27 protein-coding genes are annotated in these 26523 nt (G+C 46.6%); 15 read left to right on the top strand and 12 right to left on the bottom strand.

Features of this window, described 5'->3' with window-relative positions:
* Positions 1 to 19 precede the first annotated feature (19 nt).
* Both Nant_RS16685 and Nant_RS16680 read right to left on the bottom strand, forming a co-directional pair.
* Positions 20 to 928 (bottom strand): response regulator transcription factor, encoded by a 909-nt coding sequence (locus Nant_RS16685; protein WP_054342774.1) that lies wholly within the window; start codon positions 926 to 928, stop codon positions 20 to 22.
* Positions 918 to 4367, bottom strand: coding sequence for a hybrid sensor histidine kinase/response regulator (locus Nant_RS16680; protein WP_054342773.1), 3450 nt, complete (start codon positions 4365 to 4367; stop codon positions 918 to 920). The genes Nant_RS16685 and Nant_RS16680 overlap by 11 nt, the downstream gene beginning before the upstream one ends.
* 200 nt (positions 4368 to 4567) lie before the next feature.
* Between Nant_RS16680 and urtA (Nant_RS16675) the strand changes: the two genes are divergently transcribed.
* The 7 genes from urtA (Nant_RS16675) to Nant_RS16645 all read left to right on the top strand — a co-directional run bounded on the left by urtA (Nant_RS16675) (position 4568) and on the right by Nant_RS16645 (position 11375).
* Entirely contained in the window at positions 4568 to 5824 is a 1257-nt protein-coding gene (gene urtA / locus Nant_RS16675; protein WP_082400340.1) for an urea ABC transporter substrate-binding protein, read from the top strand.
* Positions 5825 to 6007: 183 nt separating this feature from the next.
* The gene (urtB, locus tag Nant_RS16670; protein WP_054342772.1) at positions 6008 to 6931 is read left to right on the top strand and encodes an urea ABC transporter permease subunit UrtB; all 924 of its coding nucleotides are present in this window, start codon (positions 6008 to 6010) and stop codon (positions 6929 to 6931) included.
* A gap of 82 nt (positions 6932 to 7013) precedes the next feature.
* The gene (urtC, locus tag Nant_RS16665; RefSeq protein ID WP_054342771.1) at positions 7014 to 8165 is read left to right on the top strand and encodes an urea ABC transporter permease subunit UrtC; all 1152 of its coding nucleotides are present in this window, start codon (positions 7014 to 7016) and stop codon (positions 8163 to 8165) included.
* Between the two features lie 5 nt (positions 8166 to 8170).
* Entirely contained in the window at positions 8171 to 8917 is a 747-nt protein-coding gene (gene urtD, locus Nant_RS16660) for an urea ABC transporter ATP-binding protein UrtD (protein ID WP_054343263.1), read from the top strand.
* A gap of 66 nt (positions 8918 to 8983) precedes the next feature.
* Complete coding sequence (gene urtE, locus Nant_RS16655; protein WP_054342770.1) at positions 8984 to 9673, top strand: urea ABC transporter ATP-binding subunit UrtE; 690 nt, start codon at positions 8984 to 8986, stop codon at positions 9671 to 9673.
* Between the two features lie 100 nt (positions 9674 to 9773).
* Complete coding sequence (gene fmdA, locus Nant_RS16650) at positions 9774 to 11006, top strand: formamidase (RefSeq protein WP_054342769.1); 1233 nt, start codon at positions 9774 to 9776, stop codon at positions 11004 to 11006.
* 15 nt (positions 11007 to 11021) lie between these two features.
* Positions 11022 to 11375: a zinc ribbon domain-containing protein gene (locus Nant_RS16645; protein WP_054342768.1), complete on the top strand. Its 354-nt coding sequence runs from the start codon at positions 11022 to 11024 to the stop codon at positions 11373 to 11375.
* Between the two features lie 254 nt (positions 11376 to 11629).
* Here the strand turns inward: Nant_RS16645 and Nant_RS16640 are convergent, their stop codons facing one another.
* Complete coding sequence (locus Nant_RS16640) at positions 11630 to 12136, bottom strand: helix-turn-helix transcriptional regulator (RefSeq protein WP_054342767.1); 507 nt, start codon at positions 12134 to 12136, stop codon at positions 11630 to 11632.
* Between the two features lie 229 nt (positions 12137 to 12365).
* Between Nant_RS16640 and Nant_RS16635 the strand changes: the two genes are divergently transcribed.
* Complete coding sequence (locus Nant_RS16635) at positions 12366 to 12713, top strand: NifB/NifX family molybdenum-iron cluster-binding protein (RefSeq protein WP_054342766.1); 348 nt, start codon at positions 12366 to 12368, stop codon at positions 12711 to 12713.
* Between the two features lie 95 nt (positions 12714 to 12808).
* Here the strand turns inward: Nant_RS16635 and Nant_RS16630 are convergent, their stop codons facing one another.
* Positions 12809 to 13654 carry a BrxR family helix-turn-helix transcriptional regulator gene (locus Nant_RS16630; protein ID WP_054342765.1) on the bottom strand — a complete coding sequence of 282 codons (846 nt, stop codon included), beginning with the start codon at positions 13652 to 13654 and terminating at the stop codon, positions 12809 to 12811.
* Between the two features lie 534 nt (positions 13655 to 14188).
* Between Nant_RS16630 and Nant_RS16625 the strand changes: the two genes are divergently transcribed.
* The 4 genes from Nant_RS16625 to Nant_RS16610 all read left to right on the top strand — a co-directional run bounded on the left by Nant_RS16625 (position 14189) and on the right by Nant_RS16610 (position 16588).
* Complete coding sequence (locus tag Nant_RS16625) at positions 14189 to 15076, top strand: MBL fold metallo-hydrolase (RefSeq protein WP_054342764.1); 888 nt, start codon at positions 14189 to 14191, stop codon at positions 15074 to 15076.
* Positions 15077 to 15091: 15 nt separating this feature from the next.
* Positions 15092 to 15514 carry a protein tyrosine phosphatase family protein gene (locus Nant_RS16620; RefSeq protein ID WP_054342763.1) on the top strand — a complete coding sequence of 141 codons (423 nt, stop codon included), beginning with the start codon at positions 15092 to 15094 and terminating at the stop codon, positions 15512 to 15514.
* 193 nt (positions 15515 to 15707) lie between these two features.
* Positions 15708 to 16151 carry a YeeE/YedE family protein gene (locus Nant_RS16615; protein WP_054342762.1) on the top strand — a complete coding sequence of 148 codons (444 nt, stop codon included), beginning with the start codon at positions 15708 to 15710 and terminating at the stop codon, positions 16149 to 16151.
* Positions 16151 to 16588 carry a DUF6691 family protein gene (locus Nant_RS16610; protein WP_179078896.1) on the top strand — a complete coding sequence of 146 codons (438 nt, stop codon included), beginning with the start codon at positions 16151 to 16153 and terminating at the stop codon, positions 16586 to 16588. The genes Nant_RS16615 and Nant_RS16610 overlap by 1 nt, the downstream gene beginning before the upstream one ends.
* Positions 16589 to 16612: 24 nt before the next feature.
* Here the strand turns inward: Nant_RS16610 and Nant_RS16605 are convergent, their stop codons facing one another.
* From Nant_RS16605 to urtA (Nant_RS16580), 6 genes are all read right to left on the bottom strand, one after another.
* Positions 16613 to 17491, bottom strand: coding sequence for an urease accessory protein UreD (locus tag Nant_RS16605; protein ID WP_054342761.1), 879 nt, complete (start codon positions 17489 to 17491; stop codon positions 16613 to 16615).
* Positions 17488 to 18183: an urea ABC transporter ATP-binding subunit UrtE gene (gene urtE, locus Nant_RS16600; RefSeq protein WP_054342760.1), complete on the bottom strand. Its 696-nt coding sequence runs from the start codon at positions 18181 to 18183 to the stop codon at positions 17488 to 17490. The genes Nant_RS16605 and urtE (Nant_RS16600) overlap by 4 nt, the downstream gene beginning before the upstream one ends.
* A 3-nt stretch (positions 18184 to 18186) precedes the next feature.
* Positions 18187 to 19026 carry an urea ABC transporter ATP-binding protein UrtD gene (urtD, locus tag Nant_RS21610; protein ID WP_054342759.1) on the bottom strand — a complete coding sequence of 280 codons (840 nt, stop codon included), beginning with the start codon at positions 19024 to 19026 and terminating at the stop codon, positions 18187 to 18189.
* Positions 19023 to 20123, bottom strand: coding sequence for an urea ABC transporter permease subunit UrtC (gene urtC, locus Nant_RS21605; RefSeq protein ID WP_054342758.1), 1101 nt, complete (start codon positions 20121 to 20123; stop codon positions 19023 to 19025). Before urtC (Nant_RS21605) ends, urtD (Nant_RS21610) begins: the two co-directional genes overlap by 4 nt.
* 3 nt (positions 20124 to 20126) lie before the next feature.
* Positions 20127 to 21641, bottom strand: coding sequence for an urea ABC transporter permease subunit UrtB (gene urtB / locus Nant_RS16585; RefSeq protein ID WP_238377177.1), 1515 nt, complete (start codon positions 21639 to 21641; stop codon positions 20127 to 20129).
* Positions 21642 to 21963: 322 nt separating this feature from the next.
* Complete coding sequence (gene urtA / locus Nant_RS16580) at positions 21964 to 23229, bottom strand: urea ABC transporter substrate-binding protein (protein ID WP_054343261.1); 1266 nt, start codon at positions 23227 to 23229, stop codon at positions 21964 to 21966.
* Between the two features lie 347 nt (positions 23230 to 23576).
* Here urtA (Nant_RS16580) and Nant_RS16575 point away from each other — a divergent pair, with 347 nt between their 5' ends.
* Both Nant_RS16575 and Nant_RS16570 read left to right on the top strand, forming a co-directional pair.
* The gene (locus Nant_RS16575) at positions 23577 to 23780 is read left to right on the top strand and encodes a hypothetical protein (RefSeq protein WP_054342756.1); all 204 of its coding nucleotides are present in this window, start codon (positions 23577 to 23579) and stop codon (positions 23778 to 23780) included.
* Positions 23781 to 23974: 194 nt separating this feature from the next.
* Positions 23975 to 24280 (top strand): c-type cytochrome, encoded by a 306-nt coding sequence (locus Nant_RS16570; RefSeq protein ID WP_054342755.1) that lies wholly within the window; start codon positions 23975 to 23977, stop codon positions 24278 to 24280.
* A gap of 99 nt (positions 24281 to 24379) precedes the next feature.
* Here the strand turns inward: Nant_RS16570 and Nant_RS16565 are convergent, their stop codons facing one another.
* Positions 24380 to 25321 carry a flagellar motor protein MotB gene (locus Nant_RS16565; protein WP_054342754.1) on the bottom strand — a complete coding sequence of 314 codons (942 nt, stop codon included), beginning with the start codon at positions 25319 to 25321 and terminating at the stop codon, positions 24380 to 24382.
* Between the two features lie 12 nt (positions 25322 to 25333).
* Complete coding sequence (pomA, locus tag Nant_RS16560; RefSeq protein WP_054342753.1) at positions 25334 to 26089, bottom strand: flagellar motor protein PomA; 756 nt, start codon at positions 26087 to 26089, stop codon at positions 25334 to 25336.
* 190 nt (positions 26090 to 26279) lie between these two features.
* On the opposite strand from pomA, the gene Nant_RS16555 reads away from it, so the two are divergent.
* A complete protein-coding gene (locus Nant_RS16555) occupies positions 26280 to 26519 on the top strand; it encodes an exodeoxyribonuclease VII small subunit (protein ID WP_054342752.1) in 240 nt (79 codons plus the stop codon).
* Positions 26520 to 26523: the final 4 nt, after the last annotated feature.

Below are 26523 nucleotides of genomic sequence, written 5' to 3'. Positions count from 1 at the left end.
AATTACTTAATTATGAGCGTTAGCGGTTGCTGAGGTACTGTAAGCAAACAGAGGCTGCCGTCGTTCTATTTTCGACCGCTAATTTTCGATAGATAGGTTCAAGGTGCTTATTGACGGTTCGTGGGCTCATAGACAGTATCTGGCCTATCTCTTGATTAGTTTTTCCACGCGACAACCAAAACAGAACTTCAGCCTCTCGTTCTGTGAGCTCAAAGCGTTCTTTAAAAGCAGTCCGCGCCACAAGTTCGTCATCATCAAGCAGACGCATTAAGTACTCTCCCAGAGAAGATCTACCCAAAAAATTAACCTGTAAAGGTTTTGTAAGCCCGTTCAATTGCAAACTATTATGCTTTTCAGGGCTGTGTGTTAGCCACGTTTTAAGTTGCTGTGGTAACTGCATCTCCATCCACGTAAGGCCATCGCTGCGCGAAGCCAGTAGTTGTCTTGTATGAGTGGTAGACCAGATAACACCCCCATTAATATCACAAGCAAACGTGAGCTGCCCTACTTCGTCCAAAGCAACTCTGGCACTGCGGGTCATGCGAGAATTATTTAAATGCACTTTAACTCTGGCTAAGAGTTCATCGAGTTTTACGGGTTTATTGATATAGTCAACGCCACCCGCTTCCAAGCCTCTAACGACATCTTCACTCTCACTCAGCCCCGTCATAAAGATCACAGGGATATCAGCCAACTCACTGTTTTTTTTGAGTGCCTTACAAGCGTCAAAACCATCCATATTTGGCATAATCGCATCCATCAATACAATGTCAGGTGCCATCCGCTCAGCAATGGCTAACGCCTGGGCACCGTCCAGTGCTACAAAGACGGTATAACCTTCGCTGGCTAACACCTCATTGAGCATCCCTAATGAATCAGGGTTATCATCTGCGATCAATACAACCCCTTTAAGCTTATTATTGATCATCTGTTATTGCCTGTTTACAAAGAGAAATTATTTCTGAAAACTGATAACTACTGAAATGGCGACGCAAAGAGGTAACAAATTCAACAGCGATATTGGCGGCTTCCATTCGCTTTAATATGGTATCCATTCCAGAGACAAACCCAAGTTCAGCCATCGAAATAAGTTCTCTGCAGTCGTCATCACTGACACCATGATCAAAACTTTCATCACCAGACTTATCTTGTTTAGCAGTATTTTCAGCGCTATCTATCTTATGAATCTGATGCGTATCAGACTCATAACACCATTTTATGTTGAGCGCTGTAGCCACCTTGTCGAGCAATGCGTTGTCTCGGATAGGTTTACTCAGATAGTCATCATTGAGACGTATTTTACTTTCAGCCGACTCTGCATGCTCTGAGCCTTCAATCGCATCAGCAGAAACCATAATAATCGGGACTTTTACCTGCCGTTCACGGAGCACCCTAACCAATGTCCAGCCACTCATACCGGGCATCGAAATATCTAGTAAAAAGAGATCAATATCAGCAACACTATCGAAACTCAAACACTCATCCCCGCCCGTCGCTTCAAAAACAATAAAGCCCAAAGGTGAAAGGATTTCGCTGATAACGCCCCGGTGTGTAGGCTCATCGTCAACCACCATAATCGTGCGCCGCTTGCCAGCATAAGACTCTATACGTTTAATAGGTTCCGGGCGTATTAAAGGCTTAGCGACAGTGGGTAACATTAGCGACAGTTTGAAGGTACTCCCTACTTCCGGGACGCTCTGTAACGCGATATCCCCTCCCATAATTTCGCTCAGTAGTTTACAAATCGTTAAACCAAGCCCTGTTCCTGAAGTCTGGGGTGACCCGGGTTTTCTGATGCGCTCAAAGGGCTTAAATATGCGTTCTGACTCGTGGGGCGCTATGCCCACTCCGGTGTCACTGATCTTAAACTCCGCTACCTGATTGCGGTATCGCACCTCAAGCGTCACCTGACCTACCTGGGTATACTTAATCGCATTGGATAGCAGGTTAATTAAAATTTGACGTAGATGTTTCTCATCCACCGTAACCACCGGAGGAAGCTTACTTAGGGGAATATATTCGAATCGAATGCCTTTTGCGGCCGCCTGCAGACGGAACATCTCAATCAACTCCACAATAAGCCCCTGGAGTGACACTTGATCGCGCAAAATCTCTATTCGTCCCGCTTCGATTCTGGAAATATCCAGCAGCCCTTCAATTAAATCCGAAAGGTGATCGCCACTGCGTCGAATCACGCTGACTTTATCGCGATGTTCAGGTAATAAACGACGATCTTTTTCTAATATCTGCGCATACCCTAACAACGAATTAAGAGGGCTTCTTAACTCATGACTAATACCGGTTAAGTAACGGCTCTTTGCCTGGTTCGCCGCTTCAGCTACCTCTTTGGCTTTTTGTAAAGCCAGATCAGTCTCTCCATGAGCACCAATTTCTTTTTGCAGCAAATGGGTTTGACGTTGCGCATCATCTAATGCAAACAGGCGACTTTCATTAGCCAACACGAACAGCCAGATCAATACACCGACAATAATCAATAACAACCAGAAAAGCTGGGTCATGGTAGATGCCACAGCGGCTATGAGCTCGGTATCGCCTATCGGCATTTGTAAATAGACCAGTCCAAATAACGACGCAATGACACCAGCAATGAGAATAAGCAATCCTGAAAACTGCAAAACACTTCTATTCATTCGAGAGGCTATTGGCTGAGGTAACATGGCCGCGACTAAAGCCGCCACTTGTTCACCAAACCGGGCATCCACCTTACATTGATCATGGCAACGTGATTCAAGCGTGCAGCACAGAGAACAAATTGCGCCGCCATAAGCGGGGCACGACGCCATATCTTCAAACTCGAATTTGTTTTCACAGACTTTGCATTGCACCTCCGCGCTCTCGCCTGGTGACTGCGATCCTGCGTCAATAGACACCGCCGCTATCACAAGCGTATTGGGACGAGCGATGTAGAATCGACCCTTGGTACCGATGGCGATTAAAGGTGAAGCAATAAAAGCCGTCATTAACGCAATATAAGGAGACATCGCTTGCGCTAGTTCTCCTATTTCACCGATGTAAGCAACAATACCTACACAAGAGGCAATCAACATCGCACCCACACCCACGGGATTAATATCGTAAAGGTGCGCCCTTTTAAATTCGATATGCGGCGGACTCAACTTCAACGGCTTGTTGATGACCAGATCCGCTACCAATGTGCCGACCCAGGCTACCGCGACGTTGGAGTAGATCCCTAAAATATTCTCCAATGCTGCATAGATACCTAACTCCATCACCAAGAGTGCAATAACAACATTAAAGACCAACCAGACAACACGCCCGGGGTGGGTATGGGTTAAACGCGAGAAGAAATTAGACCACGCGATTGAACCTGCATAGGCATTGGTTACATTAATTTTTAACTGGCAGATAATAATGAATATACCCGTCATGGCGAGCGTCGCTGTAGGTGACTGATGCAAATATCCAAAGGCAATCAGATACATATGAACAGGATCATCAGCCAGTACTTCAGATATCCCGTGGTTGATAGCCAACACCGCTAGAAATGATCCCGCCATAATTTTCAAACTACCGGGAATAATCCACCCCGGCCCAGCTGAAATCAGGGCGAGCCACCAACGCACCCGGTTATCGGATTTTTTTTCGGGTAAGAAACGCAAAAAATCCACTTGCTCACCTATTTGAGCAATCAATGCGAATAATATCCCTGAAGCCGCTCCAAAAAAGAGCAGATTAAACCCTTCGCCCTGAATAGGTGCTGATCCGGAATACTCCACCCACTGGTCCACCGAAGACCACTCATTCCAAAGGATAAAGACGAAAGGTGTCAATTGCAGCACCAGCCAGAGAGGTTGGCTCCAGAGCTGAAATCGACTGATAAAGGTGATGCCATGGGTAACCAGCGGAATAATGACCAACGCACTCACCAGATAACCAATACTCAGAGGCAGGCCAAACAAGACGTCCAGCGCCGACGCCATAATGGCCGCTTCAAGAGCAAAAAATATAAAGGTAAAGGAGGCATAAATAAGCGAGGTAATAGTCGAACCAATGTATCCAAAGCCGGCACCCCTGCTAAGCAGGTCAATATCCACACCGTAGCGTGCCGCATAGTAGCTAATAGGCAATCCTGTGAGAAAGATAATAAACGACACCACCATGATGGCAGTAATAGCGTTATCAAACCCATAGCGGATGGTAATCGCCCCTCCTATTGCTTCTAATGCAAGAAAAGAGATCGCACCCAAGGCCGTATTAGAAACCCTTGTGACCGACCAGCGCCGCGCACTTTTTGAGGTAAAGCGAAGGGCATAGTCTTCTAAGGTTTGATTCGCCACCCAGCGATTGTATTTACGTCTGGCCTTGAATACATGCTGCTCATCCACTAAATACTGCTCTCAATTTAATAGCTTGCACTTAAATTTCCGTGTGCCGTATAAGCCAATACATAAATCATGCCAATAAACATACGTTAAATGACGTAGAAGGATGGTGTGATTAGCGAATTATAGCCTCCCGCAAAATTCAACATACTTTATCAGGACGACAACCTTGTCTGATTAAGTAACTTTAAAGAGGCTATCTCATGAGAAAACCTAGCAGTTCTCTTCTACCCAGTGTAATGCGCAGATGCTTCGCAAAAGGTTTGATGGCACTCCCGGCTGCGATTCTTCTCTCCAGTATCGGAATGTCCGCATCAGCGGCAAACGTCAATACAACCGGCTTGGCGGTAACGGATGAAACAGTAACGATCGGTATTTTACATTCGCTAACGGGAACCATGGCGATTAGTGAAACCGGCGCACAAGAAGCTGAAAAGTTAGCAATTTCGCAAATTAACGCCACGGGCGGCATTCTCGGTCGACAGATTAAAATCATCCAGGAGGATGGTGCGAGTGACTGGCCAACCTTCGCCGAAAAAAGCAGAAAACTACTAGTACAAGACAAAGTAGCCGCTGTATTTGGCGCATGGACATCGGCATCCCGTAAAGCGGTACTCCCTGTTTTTGAAAAAGAAAACGGTCTTTTATATTACCCCACCTTTTACGAAGGACTGGAGCAATCAAAAAACGTTATCTACACAGGACAAGAAGCCACACAACAAATCCTGGCAGGCCTGGATTGGGTAGCTAAAGAGAAAGAAGCCAAGACTTTTTACTTAATCGGCTCTGACTATATCTGGCCTAGAACGGCGATGAAAATTGCACGCAAGCACATTGAAAATGTACTGGGCGGTAAAGTAGTCGGCGAAGATTATAAGCCTTTAGGTAACACTCAATTTGGTTCTGTCATCAATAAGATACGTTTGAAAAAACCTGATGTTATCTATGCTGCAGTGGTAGGTGGGAGCAACGTTGCCTGGTTTAAACAGTTGAAAGCAGCCGGCATCACATCCAAAAAACAGACCCTGCTGACAATTTCGGTAACAGAAGATGAAGTATTGGGTATTGGTGGAGAAAACCTTGAAGGCTTCTACTCCATCATGAAGTACTTCCAAAGCCAGGATAACCCTAACAACAAAGCCTTTGTTGCTGCATTCAAAGAAATGTGGGGCGAAGACAGTGTTATGGGTGACGTAACTCAGGCGGCCTACCTTGGCCCATGGTTATGGAAAGCTGCTGTTGAAAGAGCCGGTTCCTTTGATATCGACAAGGTCGTTGCTGAGTCTGAAAAAGGTGATATCGAGCTGACAACAGCACCCGAAGGCTACGTGAAACTGCACAAAAACCACCATTTGTGGAGCAAAGCCCGCGTTGGCGAATGGAGCAAAGATGGTCAGGCGACAGTGGTATACACCTCCGAGTTGATCGAACCAAATCCATTCCCTGCTGGCTATCAATAAATTTTAATCGCTGGTTTCTTAGTCACCTCCGATTAAAAGCCAGCAAAATTTAACGCCACAATCGCGAACAAGGACGTTCGCTTATCTATCCAAAGATTAACGTTGTTACAAAATTTCAGTCATAAGCGCAAACAAAGTATCACTTGATCTTTGTCTCTCTTGGCTAAATTTGGGGAATTAATAATGGACGCATATACAAGTAGTGAATTGATATCAATATTTGCTATGCAGGGTTTTTCTGGCATTAGTTTGTTCAGTGTTCTTTTGCTAATGGCCTTAGGTTTAGCGATCATTTTTGGTCAAATGGGTGTGATAAACATGGCCCACGGTGAATTTATGACCGTCGGGGCTTACACAACCTATTTCATGGCGACTCTTACCGAAACCTACTTTCCGGCATTCATGCCTTATTATTTTGTCTTTGCCATCGTCGTGGCATTTATTGTGGCAGGCATATTGGGCTACCTCGCTGAGTTTGCACTTATCAGGCACCTCTACAAAAGACCGCTTGATACCTTGTTAGCCACCTGGGGATTAAGCCTCATCATGCAACAATCATTTCGGTCACTATTCGGCGCCAGAGAAGTAAGCCCAACGTTACCTGAGTGGTTGTTAGGTTCATATCAACCCACAGAGACGATCTACATACCGATCAATGGCATGTTCGTACTGGGGTTAACGGCGGTAGTCACTCTCGGCGTTTACTATCTGATGTTTAAATCGCGATGGGGACTGCGCGTTAGAGCTACCACGCAGAATCGGGTCATGAGCGGTGCGGTGGGGATTAACACTAAAAAAGTTGACCGTTATACGTTTGCATTAGGCTGTGGTATCGCCGGCATCGCAGGAGCGGCCTTTACCACTATCGCTTCAACCGGACCCACAACGGGCACTCTGTATATTGTTGATACCTTTATGGTGGTTGTCTTTGGCGGCGCGGCAAGCTTATTCGGCACCATTGCCTCAGCGTTCTCTATCGCACAGGCACAATCGATTCTTGAATTCTTCATCAGCGGGTCTATGGCAAAAGTCTATACCTTGCTCGCCCTAGTCGTGATTTTAATGTTTAAGCCAGAAGGACTATTCGCCAGTAAAGTTCGCCGTTAGGCCAAGCTTTACTCTCAATGTAAAAAACTAACAGTAGCCAGTCACTATTTACATTGACCTTTGATGCGTCCTGGAGAGAGTTATGAGCTTCGTATATGAAAAAATAATGGGCGGAAAGAAAGGCCTGACCGGCTTTATCATTCTTGCCACATTAATATTGATAATATTCCCACTATTTCTGGATGCATTCCGTCTTAATCTGGTTGGAAAATATCTCACTTATGCCTTTGTAGCGGTCAGTTTGGTGTTGTTGTGGGGCTATGGCGGAATACTCAGTCTGGGCCAGGGGATATTCTTTGGTTTAGGCGGGTATGCCATGGCGATGTTTCTGAAACTTGAAGCCTCATCCCCGGAAAATACCACGATACAATCCACCCCGGGCATACCCGATTTTATGGACTGGAATCAGCTAACAGAACTTCCCTGGTTCTGGGAACCCTTCACCAGTTTTACCTTTACTATTCTGGCGGTATTAATAGTACCCGCCGCGTTTGCATACATCATTGGCTCTGCCATGTTCAAGCGCCGCGTCGGGGGTGTGTATTTTGCGATTATCACACAGGTTATCGCCGTCATACTCACCGTGCTTATTGTCGGCCAACAAGGTGTCACCGGCGGCATAAACGGCATCACCGACTTGCGTACACTGCATGGCTGGGACATTACCTCAGATAGCGCCAAAAATATTTTTTACTTTATCAATTGCGGCCTGTTACTAACCGTCATATTGGCGTCAAGATTTATTCTCACCAGTAAATTCGGGCGTATTTTATTAGCGATTCGAGACAAAGAAGACCGGGTCAGGTTTTCGGGATATGACGTCGCTAATTTCAAAATATTTATCTTCTGCTTTGCTGCCATGATCTCCGCCATAGGGGGAGCCATGTTTACCCTGCAGGTAGGCTTCATGTCGCCTTCATTTGTCGGCATTGTGCCGTCCATTGAAATGGTCATATTTGCCGCCGTGGGTGGCCGAATGTCACTGATTGGGGCGGTCTACGGAACGTTATTAATTAATTACGGAAAATCAGCCTTCTCGGAATCCTTCCCGGAGATGTGGTTATTCCTGATAGGTGGGTTATTTATCGCCGTTGTCATGCTATTCCCGAACGGACTGGCAGGCCTATGGAATGATTATGGTCACCACATCACCAATAAGTTTGTTTTTATATCAAAAGCATTTAGCAAGTTAGTACCTCAATCATTACTTAAAAAAGTGGAGGATGCGCGCTAATGAACATGCACACAAATACTGACTTTACCTTATCCATAGAAGACCTGACGGTTTCATTCGATGGTTTTAAAGCAGTCGATAATCTCAACTTCTATCTCGATAAAAACGAACTGCATGTCATTATCGGCCCTAACGGCGCAGGTAAAACAACCGTTCTTGATCTGATTTGCGGCAAAACAAAAGCGACTTCCGGCAGCATCAAGTTCTTGAATAGCGAACTGACAGGCTTATCGGAACACGCCATCGTACGAGCGGGCGTTGGCCGGAAATTTCAAACACCTTCAATCTACGAGAACCTGACCGTACTTGAAAACCTGGAAGTATCCTACCCGCATGGCCGGGGAGTGTTGGGGTCGTTACTGTTCAAACGTAATAAAAAGGTCTTGGATAAAATCCATGAAATAGCTAAAGAGATCATGCTCGAGCAAGCGCTGGATACCGAAGCGGGATTGTTAAGCCATGGACAGAAGCAATGGTTAGAAATAGGAATGCTGCTAATTCAGGATCCACAACTGCTGATGCTCGATGAACCGGTCGCGGGAATGAGCGTAAAAGAGAGAGAGCAAACAGCAAAGCTGCTCAATAAAATCAGCCAGGGGCGCTCTGTGCTGGTTATCGAGCATGACATGGAGTTTGTCGCCCGCATCGCCCACAAAGTAACCGTGCTCCACCAAGGAAAAATTCTAGCCACAGGTGACATGGAAAAGGTGCAAAACGACCCTAAAGTGATTGAAGTATATCTGGGTCATTAGAACAAGGCTGCGTTTTTTAACGCGCTACGTGGTCTGGAAAATCATACATTATTAATAGGTGAGTATATGTTAAGCGTCTCTAATTTGAAGGTGTGCTACGGACAAAGTGAAGTCATAAGTGATCTGACTTTCAACGTACCGAAAAACGAAACCTTGGCCATTATGGGCCGCAATGGCATGGGTAAAACCACGCTATTTAAATCACTGATTGGCATATTACCCTCCTCTGAAGGCGTGATTGAAATAGACGGCGTAGACGTCTCGACATTCGAAAGTTACCAGCGTGTTGAGAACGGCATAGCGTACGTACCTCAAGGCCGAATGATCTTTCCGAATCTAACCGTCAAGGAAAATATTGAGACCGGCATGGAGGTTTCAAAACTTAAAGAAATCCCCGACGACATTTACGCCCTCTTTCCTGTGCTCAGAGAGATGCGCCACCGTAAAGGCGGAAACCTTTCCGGAGGCCAGCAACAGCAGCTTGCCATAGCACGAGCACTGGTAACCAACCCCAAAGTATTGCTGTTGGATGAGCCTACTGAAGGTATTCAGCCATCCATCATTAAAGACATCGCCCGCATCCTAAATGAAATCAAGCAGCTCAGAGACATCACCATCATCGTTTCGGAACAGGTACTGAGCTTCACCATGGCAATAGCAGATCGGATCATAGTGATTGATAAAGGTGAATTTATTCATGAAGACATGCGAGATCAGGTCGACAGTGATCAGATCAAAAAATATCTATCAGTTTAAGAAAATGACTTTTTAACCAAACCAATAAATAACGACAACGTCTGCATAGCATTATCAAGCAAATAATTAATAACACACTGGGTTAAATTAGGAGCCTAAAATGACTGACACTATTATTAAAGTTGACCTTAAAAGATCAGCCTATGAGAACGAAAATATTCATAACCGCTGGCATCCGGATATTCCGATGGCGGCCATGGTTAAACCCGGTGATGATTTTAAAATAGAGTGCGTCGACTGGACCGGCGGACAGATCAAAAATAATGATGACGCCTCAGATGTAAGGGACGTCGACCTAACGCAAGTTCACTTTTTATCGGGTCCTGTTGGCGTTGAAGGCGCGGAACCTGGCGACCTGCTGGTCGTTGATATCTTAGATATTGGCACCTTTGATGACAGCCAATGGGGTTTTAATGGTTTCTTCTCTAAGAAAAACGGGGGCGGCTTTCTCGACGAGCACTTTCCTGAAGCACAAAAATCCATCTGGGATTTCAACGGCATGTTCACCAGCTCTCGTCACATACCCGGCGTCGAATTTGCAGGCATGATTCACCCAGGCCTGATTGGTTGCCTGCCGTCAAAAGAGTTGCTCAACAACTGGAATACCCGAGAAAAAGAACTGTACGATACCGAACCGGATAGAGTACCTCCGCTGGCAGCACTTCCCTATGTTGACACGGCTCATATGGGCAGAATGAAACCTGATGAGGCGAAAATAGCCGCCGCCGAGGGAGCCCGTACCGTTCCTCCCCGAGAGCATGGCGGAAACTGCGATATAAAAGATCTATCGCGCGGCTCTAAAGTGTACTTCCCCGTTTATGTTAAAGACGCCGGTCTGTCAGTGGGCGATCTTCACTTTAGTCAGGGCGACGGCGAAATTACTTTCTGCGGCGCTATTGAAATGGCTGGATGGATTCACCTGCGCGTCAATTTAATCAAGGGAGGCATGGAAAAATATGCCATTAAAAACCCAATTTTCAAACCGAGCCCTATCACGCCTAAATATGATGACTACCTGATTTTTGAAGGTATATCCGTTGATGAGCAAGGCAAACAGCACTACCTTGATGTGAATGTGGCCTACCGACAAGCCTGCTTAAACGCCATCGAGTATCTTAAGAAATTTGGTTACTCAGGCGCCCAGGCCTACTCCTTACTCGGCACCGCGCCGGTTCAAGGCCATATTAGTGGCGTGGTCGATATCCCCAACTCCTGCGCTACTCTCTGGCTCCCGACCGATATCTTTGAGTTTGATATCAAACCCAATGCCGACGGCCCCACTAAATTCCTTGATGGCAGCGTAACTATGCCTCTGGCGCCTGATATCAAATAATAACGAGAGGTCAATATGCCCGTTTATGATTATAAATGCGCCGAGCACGGTTTATTTTACGAGCTGGCCAGTATCGACGATCATGCAAAACCGATGCCCTGCCCTGAATGTCAGAGCTTGTCTGCACGCATTATCATTTTGTCTCCGAGTATTCTTAATATGCCTAAGGAGAAAAAACAGGCTATAGAGCTTAATGAAGCAGCTAAACATGAACCGCAGCATTCTACGGTGGATTCCCGCGCAGAGAATGCAGATAAATTAAAGCATGGCTGCGGTTGCACACATAAGAAACGCGGCTCTAAACTTATGTATACGGCTGACGGCAACAAGATGTTCCCATCAATGCGACCCTGGATGATTAGCCACTGAGACCCAATCGACTTGCCCCACAGACTGCGTGTGGGGCTTTTTTATTCTGGCCAGCCTAATACAGCAACACCCCGCCATATTCTTATATTTTTCGATTATTTGCATCACATTATCTGCGATTTCCCGGCGTTTTTTAACGCGAAAATTCAGGATAATCTTCCTGCATAACTTTTTGATATTGCATAGTAATACATGTTTTCTTCGACGAAGAAAGCGAACCACTCAGAAGATTCTACGGTGGCTCATCCCCTTGCTTACGGAGAACGCTGAGTGGCTGGGCCTTCAAAGGCATACTCGCCATTGAAGCGCGACAGTACAAAATCGCGGTAACTTTGATTTTTGCAGCAATAGGCACGCACGTGCCAGCGCATGCCTTCAAATACAAGGCTGTGAGGTTCTATGATCCGGCTTTCATATTCTGGGTTGCTGATGGAGGTGTAGCCGATATCGAGCCTTAATTTGTCTCGAATAGCGCGAATAATCGGTTGTACTAATGCGGGGGATATTTTGCGTAGTGGTGCATCCAGATGAGTAAAACCTGTTTCTGCAATAGACACGTGTTCGGGATGTTGGCTATGTAAGAGGGTTTGATTGTATTCGTCGATACTGCCCAGCGAATAGTGAGGCGTGAATACGGCGGTGGGTACGTACCCTTTCAGGGACGCGTTGTATTGCAGATTAGAGGGATGCAGCTTCTGGTATTGATGGATAATGCGAAAGCGTCCACTTTCAATAAAGCCGGGGTCTTTAGGGTTACTCATCAGCACTCCATACTGCTATTAGCTATTCCGTAGCGGTGTTTCACAACAAAGTTGCGGAGTAAGCATAAGCGCTATTGAACAGAAAGCAACTGCATCAGGTAGCCCATCCACACCCGTCTTTTTTTTCCTGTGTTTAAATATTAGATTATTCTAATATTACAAGGCTATAATAAACCCACGTTATGTTGCACAACGAAAAATCAGTCAACACCTGGAAAGAGGCTAAGTCATGAAAATTGCCGTTACCAGCCAGAATCGCAAAACGGTCACTGAACATGCAGGCGTCTGTCGAAAATTCTGGATATTCACCGTTAAAGAAAACCAGATCCTGAGCAAGCAGTTGTTAGAGTTACCCAAAGAGCAATGCTTTCGAGAAAGCAATCCTAATGCTGAACATCCTCTGGATGACATCGATGTTCTCATTACGGCCGGTATGGGTAGCGGCCTCACTCAGCGATTAAAGAGAAAAGGAATTCAAGCGCTACTCACCGAGATGAGCGATCCGGTCGAAGCAGTAAACCAGGCGCTTCAGGTGTCGCTTCATGAGAAGGAGTCGCCACTGAATAATGGCGATTAATATCATCAATAGAAAAAACGATTCAGAGCCTGCCACCTTTTAACCAGCATTCCCCGTGATTACGGGGAATGCTATGCATTAAAACACCTCAAATTTTAAGACATGTAAGGTGTGATTTTTTTCAGGCATTCGGGATTAGTGATGATTTGCTGCATTTCAGGTGTGATCTGGTAGTGGTCCAGACGTAATTTTTGCCTGAGATACATAAGCAGCGCGGCTCTTACCGGTATGATTCTCTGGCCATTTTCCATCTGGTGGTCTATTTCGATCATACGACGCAGTTCGGGCCTAAAGCGTGGATCAGGCTCGATAATGAGGTCTAGCCAGGTGTTCCAGAGCTCGTCTTGTGCGGCGAAATGGGTTGCGGGGCCTTCGAAAGTGTACTCACCATTAAAACGTAATAGCACGAAATCTCGATAGCCTTGATGCTTTTCACAATAGGCGCGTACGCGCCAGCACATGCCTTCAAATACAAGGCTGTGGGGTTCTATGATTCGGCTTTCATATTCGGGATGGGCAATTGAAGTGTATCCAACATTTATCCTTAATTTATTGCGGATTGCTCGAATGACAGGTTGCACCAGCGCGGGTGATATTTTGCGTAGCGGAGCATCCAGATGGGTAAAACCTGTCTCAACGAGTGATACATCTTCCGGGTGCTGGCTTTGAGAAAGTATGTGAGCATATTCATCAATTCTCCCTTGCGAATGGCAGGGTGCGAAAACTGCTGTAGGCACATAACCTTTCAATGAAGCACTGTATTGTAGATTTTCTGGATAATGCTTTTGATATTGTTGCAGAATATATGAAGCAGTCTGACGGCTTATTTCCAGTATATTTTGCAGATTCTTTGTGTTGACCCGGCCTTCCCACAGTATAAATACTTCGATAATGCGAAACCGCCCGCCTTCTATAAAGCCAGGCTCTTTGAGATTATTCATCAGCGCTCCATACTACTATTGACCACTCCGTGGTTACTGCGCCAAGGATAAGCTTTATTGGTGGTAAAGCAATGCGAGTGGTCGACCCCAGCCTTAGCTAGTCCGTTGTAACATCTGAAAAAAATCATAAAAACCTTTGCGAGATTAAAAACATTACTTTGCTCTATCTGACAAGCGTAGTACGACCAACATAGATAGGCGTTATACATATATTAGTTTAATGTGGGGGCTTTGAAATGAGTGAGGTACTTAAAATTACCTTAAAATTTTAATGTAATTTTGCACGAAGAAGAGAATACCCTCCAAAATATTGAGATAGTCAGCTCCAATAGAAAAAATCTATAGATCTGATTGAAATATACTTATAACATATATTTTAGAATTTGCTAAATTAGATATCGCTAAACAGACAAGCACAGTAATATTATCGAAAATATAGAGAAAACTGTAATTTAGAGACTGATTAATTTAGTCGACAACAACATACCGTTACCCTGCCAAGGGTAGCGGTATGTTTGTAACAGGAGATTAGCCGTGAGTGATAAGAAAGGAAACCCGGTCACCCCTCAGGTTACGGCCTTTTTTGACGAGCCGACCAACACCTTTAGTTATGTGATCCGTGATCCGCTGTCTGATGCCTGCGCGATTATCGATTCGGTACTGGATTTTGACTATGCCAGTGGTCGTACCGATGTACGCTCAGCCAACCAGATCATCGATTTTATAAGATCAGAACAGCTTCAGGTCAAGTGGATTATGGAAACCCATGTTCACGCCGATCATCTTTCTGCCGCACCTTATTTACAGGCGCAACTCGGCGGTAAAACCGGTATAGGCGCCAACATAGTTCTGGTGCAGGAAACCTTCGGCAAAGCCTTTAATGCCGGCACTGAATTTGCCCACGATGGCAGTCAGTTTGACCGCTTGTTTGAAGGTAATGATCATTTCAGTATTGGCCAGTTAGAGGGCACTGTGCTGCACACTCCGGGGCATACACCTGCCTGTCTGACCTATGTGATCGGTGATGCGGCCTTTGTCGGTGATACCTTGTTTATGCCTGATTACGGCACAGCGCGCTGTGACTTCCCCGGCGGCGACGCCAAAATACTTTACCACTCTATTCAGAAGGTTCTTAGCCTGCCGGAGAGCACTCGTCTGTTCCTCTGTCATGATTACAAGGCACCCGGCCGTGAGTCTTTCGAACATCAGACATCGATAAGTGAGCAGCGCCAACACAACATACATGTACACGAAGGTATCAGCGAAGACGAGTTTGTCCAGATGCGAACGGCACGCGATGCCACCCTGAATATGCCGGCACTGATTCTACCGGCGGTACAGGTCAACATGCGCGGCGGCGACATGCCTGCGCCTGAAAAAAACGGCCAGATTTATCTTAAAGTACCTATCAATTTATTTTAACCCCTGAGGTGTTATATGGAAATCAAACAACTAGAACCCGGATTTAGTATCTGCCATGCGATCTACCCTGCTGACATGGCGGAGGTCAAAGCGAATGGCTTTCTCTCTATTATCTGCAACCGCCAGCCGGGTGAAGCTGAGGATCATTCTGATGATGCTGCTCTGCGCAAAGCCGCTGAAGAGGCAGGTCTGGAATGGTGTGAAATCCCGGTAACTCCAGGCGAATACACACCCGATGCTATTGAAGCATTCGGACACGCGATAGAAACGCTGCCGACACCTATTCTTGCTTTCTGCCGCACTGGCCGCCGTGCAATATCCCTTTGGGCGCATACTCAGGCACAAAAAGCAGATTGTGATATTGGCCCTCTTCTGCAGGCAGCACATGCGGCCGGGCATGATTTATCGGATCAACATGACGCCTTAATCAAACGCTAAATCTGACGAGCGACTCAAGAGATCAGAGTTAACATCAAACGAGTCCTCCCATGCCGGAATGGTTACCGGACTATCGCCTCACGACCTTTAATCCGGCCCTCGAACCCACAACAGCAAAGTGACTTGATTACGCGCTAACAGCGAATAATTGGCGAGCCTTATCAGGCTCTATTATTTTAACAGGTACCCTTTTATGACAATTATTAATTTCACCCCGCTGCCAGCTCTGTTGGGCGGATCCCTGATCGGTCTGGCAGCTGCTTTCCTGCTGCTGGCTCAGGGCCGCGTAGCCGGTATTTCCGGCATCGCTGGCGGTATCATATACCCCGAAGACAAGAACGATATTAGCTGGCGGCTGATGTTTGTTCTGGGGCTGGTACTCGGCGGCTTTATCTACCAGTGGATGGGGTTCGGCGTCGGGGTCGGGCATATCCGGGCGATCGTCGATACACCGCTGCTAATCATCGGTGGCCTCCTGGTCGGGATCGGCACCCAGATAGGTACCGGCTGCACCAGCGGCCATGGCATCTGCGGCCTGGCGCGGCGCAGCCCACGTTCCTTAGTTGCCACGCTATGCTTTATGGGAAGTGCAGTGGTCACTGTCTATGTCGTACGTCATCTGTCGGGAGTTGCCTAATGTCAAACCTGTTTCGCCTGTTAACCGCACTGGCAGCCGGTACTCTGCTGGGTCTTGGGTTGGCGGTGTCGCAAATGATCGATCCTGCCAAAGTGTTGAATTTCCTTGATATCTTTGGAAACTGGGACCCATCGCTGGCTTTTGTTATGGCGGGAGGCCTGGCAGTCAACGCACTCATAACGCCATTCATTCTTAAGCGTCAGCGGCCGTTGCTGGCAGAATTTTTCCGTCTGCCCTTGAAGGTAGAGATCGACAAAAGAATCATCATCGGCGGCATACTGTTCGGCATCGGCTGGGGTCTGGCCGGCTATTGCCCAGGCCCGATAATTACCTCACTGAGCTTTATTGACCGTGATATTCTGATTGTGTTTATCGCTTTTGTGGTGGGTACTTTTGCATCCCGCTGGGCACTTGCGCATACTAAAAACACCGCTTAATAAGAGGCGTTTTATTACCGAGGATCAGGTGGCCCATATCCTCGGCGAGCACGCGGGGATTTTCAGCCAGTGTTGACGCAAGGCTTTCCAGACCGGTATCAAGACTTTCTGGATATCTTCGGTGTTGTTACCGAGCATCCGCACCACCAGCAGATTATCCACCCAGGTCGCTCCTACCGGCAATTGTGGATCAAATGTTTCCAATATAGAACGTACCAGCTCAAGCGAGTCGGCATCGATAACACCCGCAATCAGGGTGGCATTCATGGCGTAACCACGTAACCCTGCCGCACTGTTAATAAGCCCGTTACCCTGAGTGCTCATGCGGTCTATCAGGGTGATCTCTCCGTCGATATAGACACGGGTTCTGGCATCAATACTGCCATGTGTAAAAGCTTCCTGTATCGCGGGCCGACCCAGACACTGCAACTCCCAGCCGATAAAGCGGCTTCCCTGCTCCAGATAAATATCGCTGTGAATTTGTGCATGCGCACCGGGGAAACAGATATTTTCTTGTGGAAACCACTCCAGAATACTGTCTTTTTCGACCGTTAACGTCTGCTGCTGATACGCCATTTTTTCATCTGATCGATAATATTTGGTCGCCCCCGGTGTGGTAAGCAACGCGTGTGAGCCGCTGTGCGTTCGTACCCGGATATCCAGTTGATCGCCACCGACAACGCCACCCGGAGGATGCAGTATGTACGTATGGCAAGGGCTGCCTTCGGGATAGAGAGAGCGTTGAACCGCTAACGGACCGCGCTGCAGCCGTTCGACTAAACGCGTTTTGTCCTGTCGAAAGCGGTAACCCAGCTGTAGCTGCGCTTTCCAGCCAGTGCCGGAAGGAGGCTGATTTTCGGCCTGCTGATTTTGAACTGACGGATTGCTAACTGGCGCGTTCATACGGTCAGGTACTTTTTGACCAGCTCGTCGTCCAATGTAGCTATCTCACCACCGGCAACATTGCGGCCCCGATCAAGCAGACAAAAATGATCACCAACTTTACGCGCAAAGGGTAGTTTTTGTTCGACCAGCAGCACAGTAAGCCCCATTTCACGGTTCAGCTTACAAATAATATCGCCTATTTCGGTCACCACATTAGGCTGGATACCTTCGGTGGGTTCATCCAGAATTAACAACTTAGGATTAACCACCAATGCACGCCCTATCGCTAACTGTTGCTGCTGCCCGCCCGACAGATCACCACCCCGGCGGTGCATCATTTCAGCCAACACCGGAAAAAGATCAAATATGTAGTCGGGGATTTTACGGTCATTACGGGCTCTGACGGGCAACCCTATTTGTAGATTTTCTTCGACACTAAGGAGCGGAAATATTTGTCGCCCTTGTGGTACATAACCAATACCCATCCGTGGACGCTGCTCGACTGAAGCTTTTAGCAGATCTGCTCCGTCCAGCATCATGCTGCCGCTTTTAACGGCCTGATGCCCCATAATACATTGCAGCAAGGTGGTCTTACCCACACCATTACGCCCCATCAGAACGGTACATTGCCCCTCCTGCACATGCAGATCAACATCCCAGAGGGTATGACTTTGGCCATAAAACTGATTTAAGCCTTCAATTTTCAGCATCAATTACTCTCCCAGATAAACTTCGACCACTTTTGGGTCTTGCTGCACTTTACTCATCGTTCCTTCGGATAGAACGCTCCCCTGATGCAGCACGGTGACGGTACGATCTTTACCTGCCAGATTACGTACAAAATCCATATCATGCTCAACCACGACAACGGAATGGCGACCCGCCAGCGAGATTAACAACTCAGCAGTGCGGTCCATCTCCTGATGCGTCATACCGGCGACAGGTTCATCCACCAGCAGTAAACGGGGTTTTTGCATCAACAGCATGCCAATCTCCAGCCACTGTTTTTGTCCGTGGGATAAACGCCCCGCCAACATTTGTGTGTTGGCCTGCAAACCAATCAACTCAATAGTCTCGAGCAACATCGCACTTTGTTCGCTGTTGAGACGGGCATTGAGGATCGACCATACATTACGGTTACCCGCCATCGCCAATTCGAGGTTTTCCCAGACGCTGAGTTCTTCAAATACAGTAGGCTTTTGAAACTTCCGGCCGATTCCCGCTTGTGCGATCGCCGGTTCATCCATTTCTAGTAAATTGATTGTCTGGCCAAACCAGGCGGAACCGCTATCAGGCTGAGTTTTACCGGTGATGATATCCATCATGGTGGTCTTACCGGCACCATTGGGGCCGATAATGCAGCGCAACTCGCCATCATTGATATACATATTCAGGTTATTGATGGCTTTAAAGCCATCAAAACTCACCGTAATATCTTCAAGATAGAGCAGTACATTATGAGAGACGTCCAGCTTGGGTGCCTGTGCCGGCACCAAGAACGGGTACACATGATGCCGGTCTGTGATCTGCTCTAAGGTTGAAATAATGCTCATGCTGGCACCTCTTTATGGCGTTTCAATCCCGCTATTAATCCGGTCACACCTTTAGGTAATAGCAGGGTGACGAGTACGAAAATGCCACCCAGTGCAAATAGCCACACTTCCGGCAGTTCGGCCGTAAAGTAGGTTTTGGCATAATTAATCAGTAGTGCGCCAATCACAGCACCGTACAAGGTTGCCCGACCGCCGACCGCGACCCAGACGACGATTTCAATGGAATTAATCGGTGAGAATTCATTAGGATTGATGATGCCAACTTGCGGTACATACAGCGCACCAGCGACACCCGCTAACATGGCGGAGATAACAAAAATCCAGAGTTTTACATTTTCGACCCGATAACCCATAAAGCGGGCACGTGACTCGGAATCACGTACGGCAATACAGACACGCCCTAAGCGGCTATTCATCAGATAACGGCAGATCAGATAACCGATGGCTAACGCCACAGCAGACAAAACAAACAGCGCAATGCGCGTGGTATCTTCCTGTAGTGAGAAACCTACCAGGTCTTTAAAGTCTGTCAGGCCGTTATTCCCACCAAAGCCCATCTCATTACGATAGAACGCCAGCATCAGTGCGTAGGTCATGGCCTGTGTAATGATGGATAAATACACCCCCGAGACGCGGGAACGAAACGCCAGCCAACCAAAGATAAACGCCAGCAGCCCCGGCACTAGCATAATCATAATAGCGGCAAACCAGAACTGGTCGAAGCCCTGCCAAAACCACGGCAATTCCTTCCAGTCTAAAAACACCATAAAGTCGGGAAGTTCAGGATTACCGTACACGCCACGGTCGCCTATCTGGCGCATCAGGTACATACCCATCGCATAGCCACCCAGCGCAAAAAATGCACCGTGGCCTAAGGTGAGTATGCCCAAATAGCCCCACACCAGATCGACAGCAACGGCGAGTAATGCCAGCGTCAGATATTTACCCATCAAGGTGACGGTGTACGTGGGTACATGCAGCGGGTGATTTTCCGGCACCATCAGATTAAATATCGGTACCAGAATAGCCATGATCAGCAACACAAGCATCATGATCTGACCACCCCGGTCATTTTTCAATATATTCAGCAGTCTCATGATCTAACCCTCTGCCGCACGGCCACGTTGCGGGAATAACCCGCGTGGGCGTTTCTGAATAAACAAAATAATAAAAATCAGCATCAATACTTTGGCCAGCACAGCGCCAGCCCAGGGTTCGAGTACCTTATTAGCCACACCCAGCGTAAGCCCGGCCACCAGCGTGCCCCACAGATTACCCACGCCGCCAAAGACAACCACCATAAAGGAGTCGATAATATAAGCCTGCCCCATATTAGGGCCTACATTGGTTAGCTGAGACAACGCGACTCCCGCGATACCCGCCACGCCAGAGCCCAGCCCGAAGGTGAGAGCGTCGACTCGATTCGAACGTACGCCCATGGCACGCGCCATCGCACGGTTCTGCGACACAGCACGTACTTGTAAGCCCAACGCGGTTTTCTTCAGTACTAACAAGAGTGCCACGAACACCATTAAGCAGAAGACAATGATATATAAACGACTCAGGGTTAATGAGAACACCGGGTTAATCTGGATAAGCCCGCTCATCCATTCGGGTGTTTCAACACTGCGGTTCAGTGGCGAGAAAATCGAGCGCACTGCCTGCTGTAAAATAAGACTAATACCAAAGGTTGCTAATAATGTTTCCAGCGGACGACCATAAAGAAAGCGAATCACACCCCGCTCTATCGCTATACCGACCAAACCCGAGACTAAAAATGCCGCAGGAATGGCAACTAAAATTGACCATTCGATATGATTCGGCATTAATAGTTGAATCACATAGGTGGTGTAAGCTCCGATCATAATCAGCTCACCATGCGCCATGTTAATCACACCCATCACGCCAAAAGTGATGGCTAAACCGATACCCGCCAATACCAGCACTGAACCCAGGCTCAAACCAAAATAGAGCGTTTCGAGCCAGCCGTAGTACTGCACCTTGTCTTCGATACCTTTCAGCGCAATCTGTGCCTGTTTATTCAGCGCACTTGCCTCTGGGGTATCTAGTGTCTCTGTAGCATCGATAAACGTCACCAACGCACCGCGAGATTCCTGTTCTAATGAGCCATTGAGTTGCTCAATCGCATTGCTGATCAAGACTTCATCGCTGCTTTTCATATCATTAATGGCGAGTGCAATCCGAATCATCTCCCGGACTTTTTTACTCTCTTCAATGGTAAATCGAGCCTTCAACGCCAGCACTGTATCGGGTGTAATATCTTTCAACAGATCACGCACAGCATTTTCACGCTGCTGCGGGTCATTGGAATTTAACCCCAATTCCGCCAGAATCCGGTTGATTTGACCTCGTAAATTGTTGTTCAGTATTATCTTTTTATAATCTCGCTTTTTCTTAATAAGCTGTTCGGCACCCGCCAAATCTATCGCTATTTTCCCCGTGTCGTAATCGGCAATAATATAGAGCTGCTTTTCTTTTTTGTGGTAGTACAACCGGCTATCTAACAACAGATGTAAAAGTTCAGCGGTACGCGGCTGAGATTGCTCTACCAGCACATCCAGAGCCCGACTTTTGTCGTCAAAAGTCTTACTCATCAACAACCGGCTCACCTCGTCCAATTTCGCATTTGGCGCTGTACCTGCCATGGAGAAACCAGCCGACATTAAGAAAAAGATGACAATGCAGCTCAGTAAATATCGATGAAGGGTGCGGAAGTTAACGGTCATAAATCTAAATCTCTGGCGACAAAAAACGGAAGGAGTCGGCCTATTAATGAATAGACCGGCTCCCGGGTACAAAACTATTACTTAAATGATCATTGAGAAAATCAACATCCGGGTAACAGCGCTAATTATCAGTTCTGATTAAAAGTTCTAATTCAAAGCTCTGATTAAAAGCTCCGATTAAAAGCTCTGATTAAAAATTCTGACCTGAACATTTAGCTGTTTTGACGTTGTAGTTACCGCACGACAAAGGTGCTCTCCAATCAGAAATCAGGTCTTTTGAACCTTCAAGGAAATCAGACCATGCATCACCCGCCACGGTACCTGCCGTATTCCATACAACAGCAAACTGACCATCGTCCTGAATTTCACCAATCAACACGGGCTTCGTAATGTGATGGTTAGGCATCATGGTGGCGTATCCACCTGTCAGGTTTGGAACAGCAACACCAATAATGGCTTCCTGTACGGCTGCCGGGTCTGTTGTACCGGCTTTGGTTACCGCTTTTACCCACATATTGAAACCTAAATAATGGGCTTCCATCGGATCGTTAGTGACACGATCTTCATTTTTAGTATATTTATGCCATGCATCGATAAATTCATCATTGGCTTCACTATCGACACTCATGAAGTAATTCCATGCCGCTAAATGCCCGACTAACGGCCCGGTATCAATACCGGAAAGCTCTTCTTCACCTACCGAGAAAGCAACAACCGGGATATCAGAAGCAGCGACGCCCTGCGAACCCAATTCCTTATAGAAAGGCACGTTGGCATCACCATTGATAGTAGACACCACGGCGGCTTTCTTACCGGTAGATCCGAATTTTTTGATATCTGAAACAATCGACTGCCAGTCAGAATGTCCGAATGGCGTGTAGTTGATCATGATGTCTTCAGCCGCGACACCTTTCAATTTAAGGTACGCTTCGAGGATTTTATTGGTGGTGCGCGGATAGACGTAATCTGTTCCCGCCAGCACCCAACGTTCAACACCTTGAGCCATCAGGTAATCAACCGCAGGAATCGCCTGCTGGTTAGGCGCTGCGCCGGTGTAAAATACGTTTTTCGAAGACTCTTCACCTTCGTACTGTACCGGGTAAAACAATAGGCTATTGGTTTCTTCAAACACCGGTAAAACGGACTTGCGGGATACCGACGTCCAACAGCCGAAAACAGCATCGACTTTATCTTTTGAGACTAGCTCACGTGCCTTCTCAGCAAACAACGGCCAGTTAGAGGCAGGATCAACCACCACTGCTTCCAGCTTTTTACCGAGCAAGCCACCTTTCGCGTTCTGTTCTTCAATCAGCATCAGCATCGTATCTTTCAGTGTCGTTTCACTGATAGCCATGGTGCCGGATAAGGAGTGTAAAATACCTACTTTAATGGTCTCTTCAGCTAATGCAGCCTGAGCCGCAGCTGATAACGTTAATACACATGCTGCGCTTAACAACGTCTTTTTAAATGTCTTCACCGTTGATGCTCCATCTCATTATTGATATGAAGCTATACAGCACAAGCCGTTCCAACTAGAAAAAACATCATATTTTCAATTAGTTAACTAAACATTATTGAAAATTTTATAATATTGATGCAGCAAACACGCACAATAAACGAACGCATAATAACGGCTGACTGATAAACGCACCCTTATAGGGCATTACTGATAACGCAGGGTCAGAAAAGTAACGACCAGGCTGAGATACAAAGAAAGGTATTCAACTTTGACATCTAACATTGACATAAAAATGTCATACCTTTCGTGCATGATGACGATGCTAACTAATGAAGGAAATAAAGATGGAACACCATCATATAAGCGTTCAGTTGAAGCAATTACTGAAACGCGGCTATTCAATCAATGATGCTCAAAATTTACTAACGGCACCCCGCGAGATTATCGAGCAGGCCACGCGTGACTGTATGACTGATAAGTACGTAACACAGCGAACGCTGCTCAGCCAACACCACCAGGCTAAGTACGCTATGGGATTAAGAGGATAGCCGCTTATCCATAATAATAGCTTTGTGCAGAATAATTGATATTCGTCATTTTAATCGGTATTGGATTCAATCAGACTATTGATTGTTGGCATATTAATACTAATTCATCTATTTACTTAAGTAAGGTGAACGACCTAAACTGCCGTTTATTACCTGAATACAATTATCGCTTCAAATCACAATAGGGTATTACTATGAAAAAGGCTTTCTTTCTGGCAACGGTGACTGCATTGATGCTACCTATCGCCGCTAACGCTGAACGCACAGGCGAAGAACTATATAACGGTAAATGTGTTGTCTGTCACGCGTCCGGTATTGCTGGTGCACCGAAATTAGGAGATGCCGCTGCGTGGGCTCCTCGCATTGCAAAAGGTGCTGAAGCACTGCTGGCGACGGCTAAAACAGGACTCAATGCGATGCCACCCATGGGCACCTGCATGGATTGTACTGATACAGAATTAACAGCTGCTATCGACCATATGCTGAGCCATTCTAAATAGCGTCTAAGACTTTAAAAAAAACCGCCTATTGGCGGTTTTTTTATCTCTCTATATTGGTATCTATAAGAGGTGCTCAATACCTTATATGAATCTTAGTTATTAAAATATCTCATTGGGTGCCAAACGCTCCCCTTCGGTATCATCTAAACCTTTAGCCTGAATTTTTTCTAATAACTCTTTGTCTTTACCTTTCTGAATGACAATTTCAACACGTCGGTTGGTCGCTCTATTCTGTGCCGAATCATTGGGTACTAACGGCTTACTATCTCCATGACCTATGATCTGGTATTGAGATTGATCAATCCGTGGATCATCAAATAGCTCATTAGCCACCGCTAACGCACGTGCCGTCGATAGATCCCAGTTTGACTGAAACGCTCTGCCAGAATAGGGAATGTTATCGGTATGCCCTTCAATAGATACACTTCCATCAACTTCGATCAAAACATCACGAATTTTCGCCATCACTGGAATATATTCAAATTTCAACGCAGCAGACCCTGACGTAAAGGAGCCTTTTTCTTTTACCCGAATAATAATTTTTCGCTCACTTGTTTCTACTTCAACACTGCCATCACCAATCTCCTGCGCCAACGCAGCGGCAAACATCACCGCCTCTAGCTTCGCTTGCTGCACCATCTCCTGCTGCATTTGCGCCAGTAATTCAGCTTCCCCTAACTTTTTATCTGCGATCTCAGATTCGCCTCTTTCCGATCGAACATCCAACGTATTCATATCGTTATTGAGTGTCATCTGACGGACTTCATTTATCGGGGTAGGCTCCGGACGCCCTGGGCTGAACTCTTGAGCAATAATGGAAGTACCTTTAGGAATATCCTCCACTTTAATCTCATTTTGAACGCCAAAAGCTTCACGCATTGAACCGGCCAACTGTTTGAACTTCAGCACATCCATCTCAGAAAAAGAGAGTAATAGCACAAAGAAACACATTAATAGGGACATTAAATCTGCAAATGTTGCGACCCACCCCGGCAATCCCGGTACACAAGGAGGACAATCTTGTTCGTTTTCGTCACTCATTACTCAAATCCTCTAACTGGCCACAACCCGTTTTTTCTCAGGCAGGTAGTTTCTGAGCATTTGTTCGATAACACGTGGATTCTGGCCCGCTTGAATGGCCAGCAAACCGTCAATGGTCAATGCCTGATTAAGTGCTTCTTCATTTTTACGCAGGGACAATTTATCAGCCATCGGCAATACGATCATCGTTGCTATCATGGCTCCATATAAGGTTGTCAGCAGAGCTACGGCCATCGCGGGTCCGATCGACTTAGGGTCACTCATATTTGAAAGCATCTGCACAAGACCAACAAGTGTGCCGATCATACCCATACCGGGAGCAACATCACCCATGGCTTTAAATATTTCACTGCCAAAGTCATGCCGGTCATATGTCAGCCTCATCTCTTTATTAAGGAGCGTACGTACAATGTCAGGATCATGACCATCGACCAGCAACTGGATACCCCGTTGCATAAAATCGGTACTGACTGTTTTGTCTTCAAGTGAAAGCAAACCACCTTTGCGCGCGGCATCAGCCAGCTCAACCGTTTCGGTGATGATGACTTCAGGGCTGACAGATTTGTACATGAACGCTTTGGCTGCCACTTTGCCGGTTGCGAGAAACTGACTTAACGTAAACTTCATCAGCGCAACTAAAATAGTACCCCCAATCACGATAAGCATGGAGGGTCCGTTAACAAATGTGCCTATATCCCCCCCCGACATCATGGCAGCGATAACAATACCGAGGCTACCTATCAACCCGACGATCGTTGCTATATCCACATAAATCTCCTTTTACTACAAGCTAATGGCTGTTGGTCTGATATATTTTATAGGATAATAACAGAATCGATGGCTGATATACTCTGCTGACATAAGTTTAAGTATAGGTGTATGTCGGCAGCTTTATGAATTGATTAACCTCTAGTTTTCAATTTGTTATTTTTACGCTTTGGTCAGTACGGAGTCCATGATGCCTCGCAAGAAAAAAACACCTGATTTTGAAACTTCATTAGCTGAGCTGGAATCACTGGTCACCCAAATGGAGCAAGGAGATCTGACATTGGAAGCGTCACTCAGTACCTTTGAAGAGGGTATCAAACTTACGCGTGAATGCCAGACTATGCTTGATCAGGCCGAACAAAAAGTGCTTATACTCACCTCTCAAAACGGTGAGTTACAAACAGAGCCTTTCCAAATAGAACAGGAATAATCTC

It is taken from the genome of Neptunomonas antarctica, from assembly GCF_001305295.1.
Taxonomy (GTDB): Bacteria; Pseudomonadota; Gammaproteobacteria; order Pseudomonadales; family Balneatricaceae; genus Neptunomonas; species Neptunomonas antarctica.
Note: the sequence above shows the minus strand (reverse complement) of the source record. Positions and strands in the feature narration are given on the sequence as shown.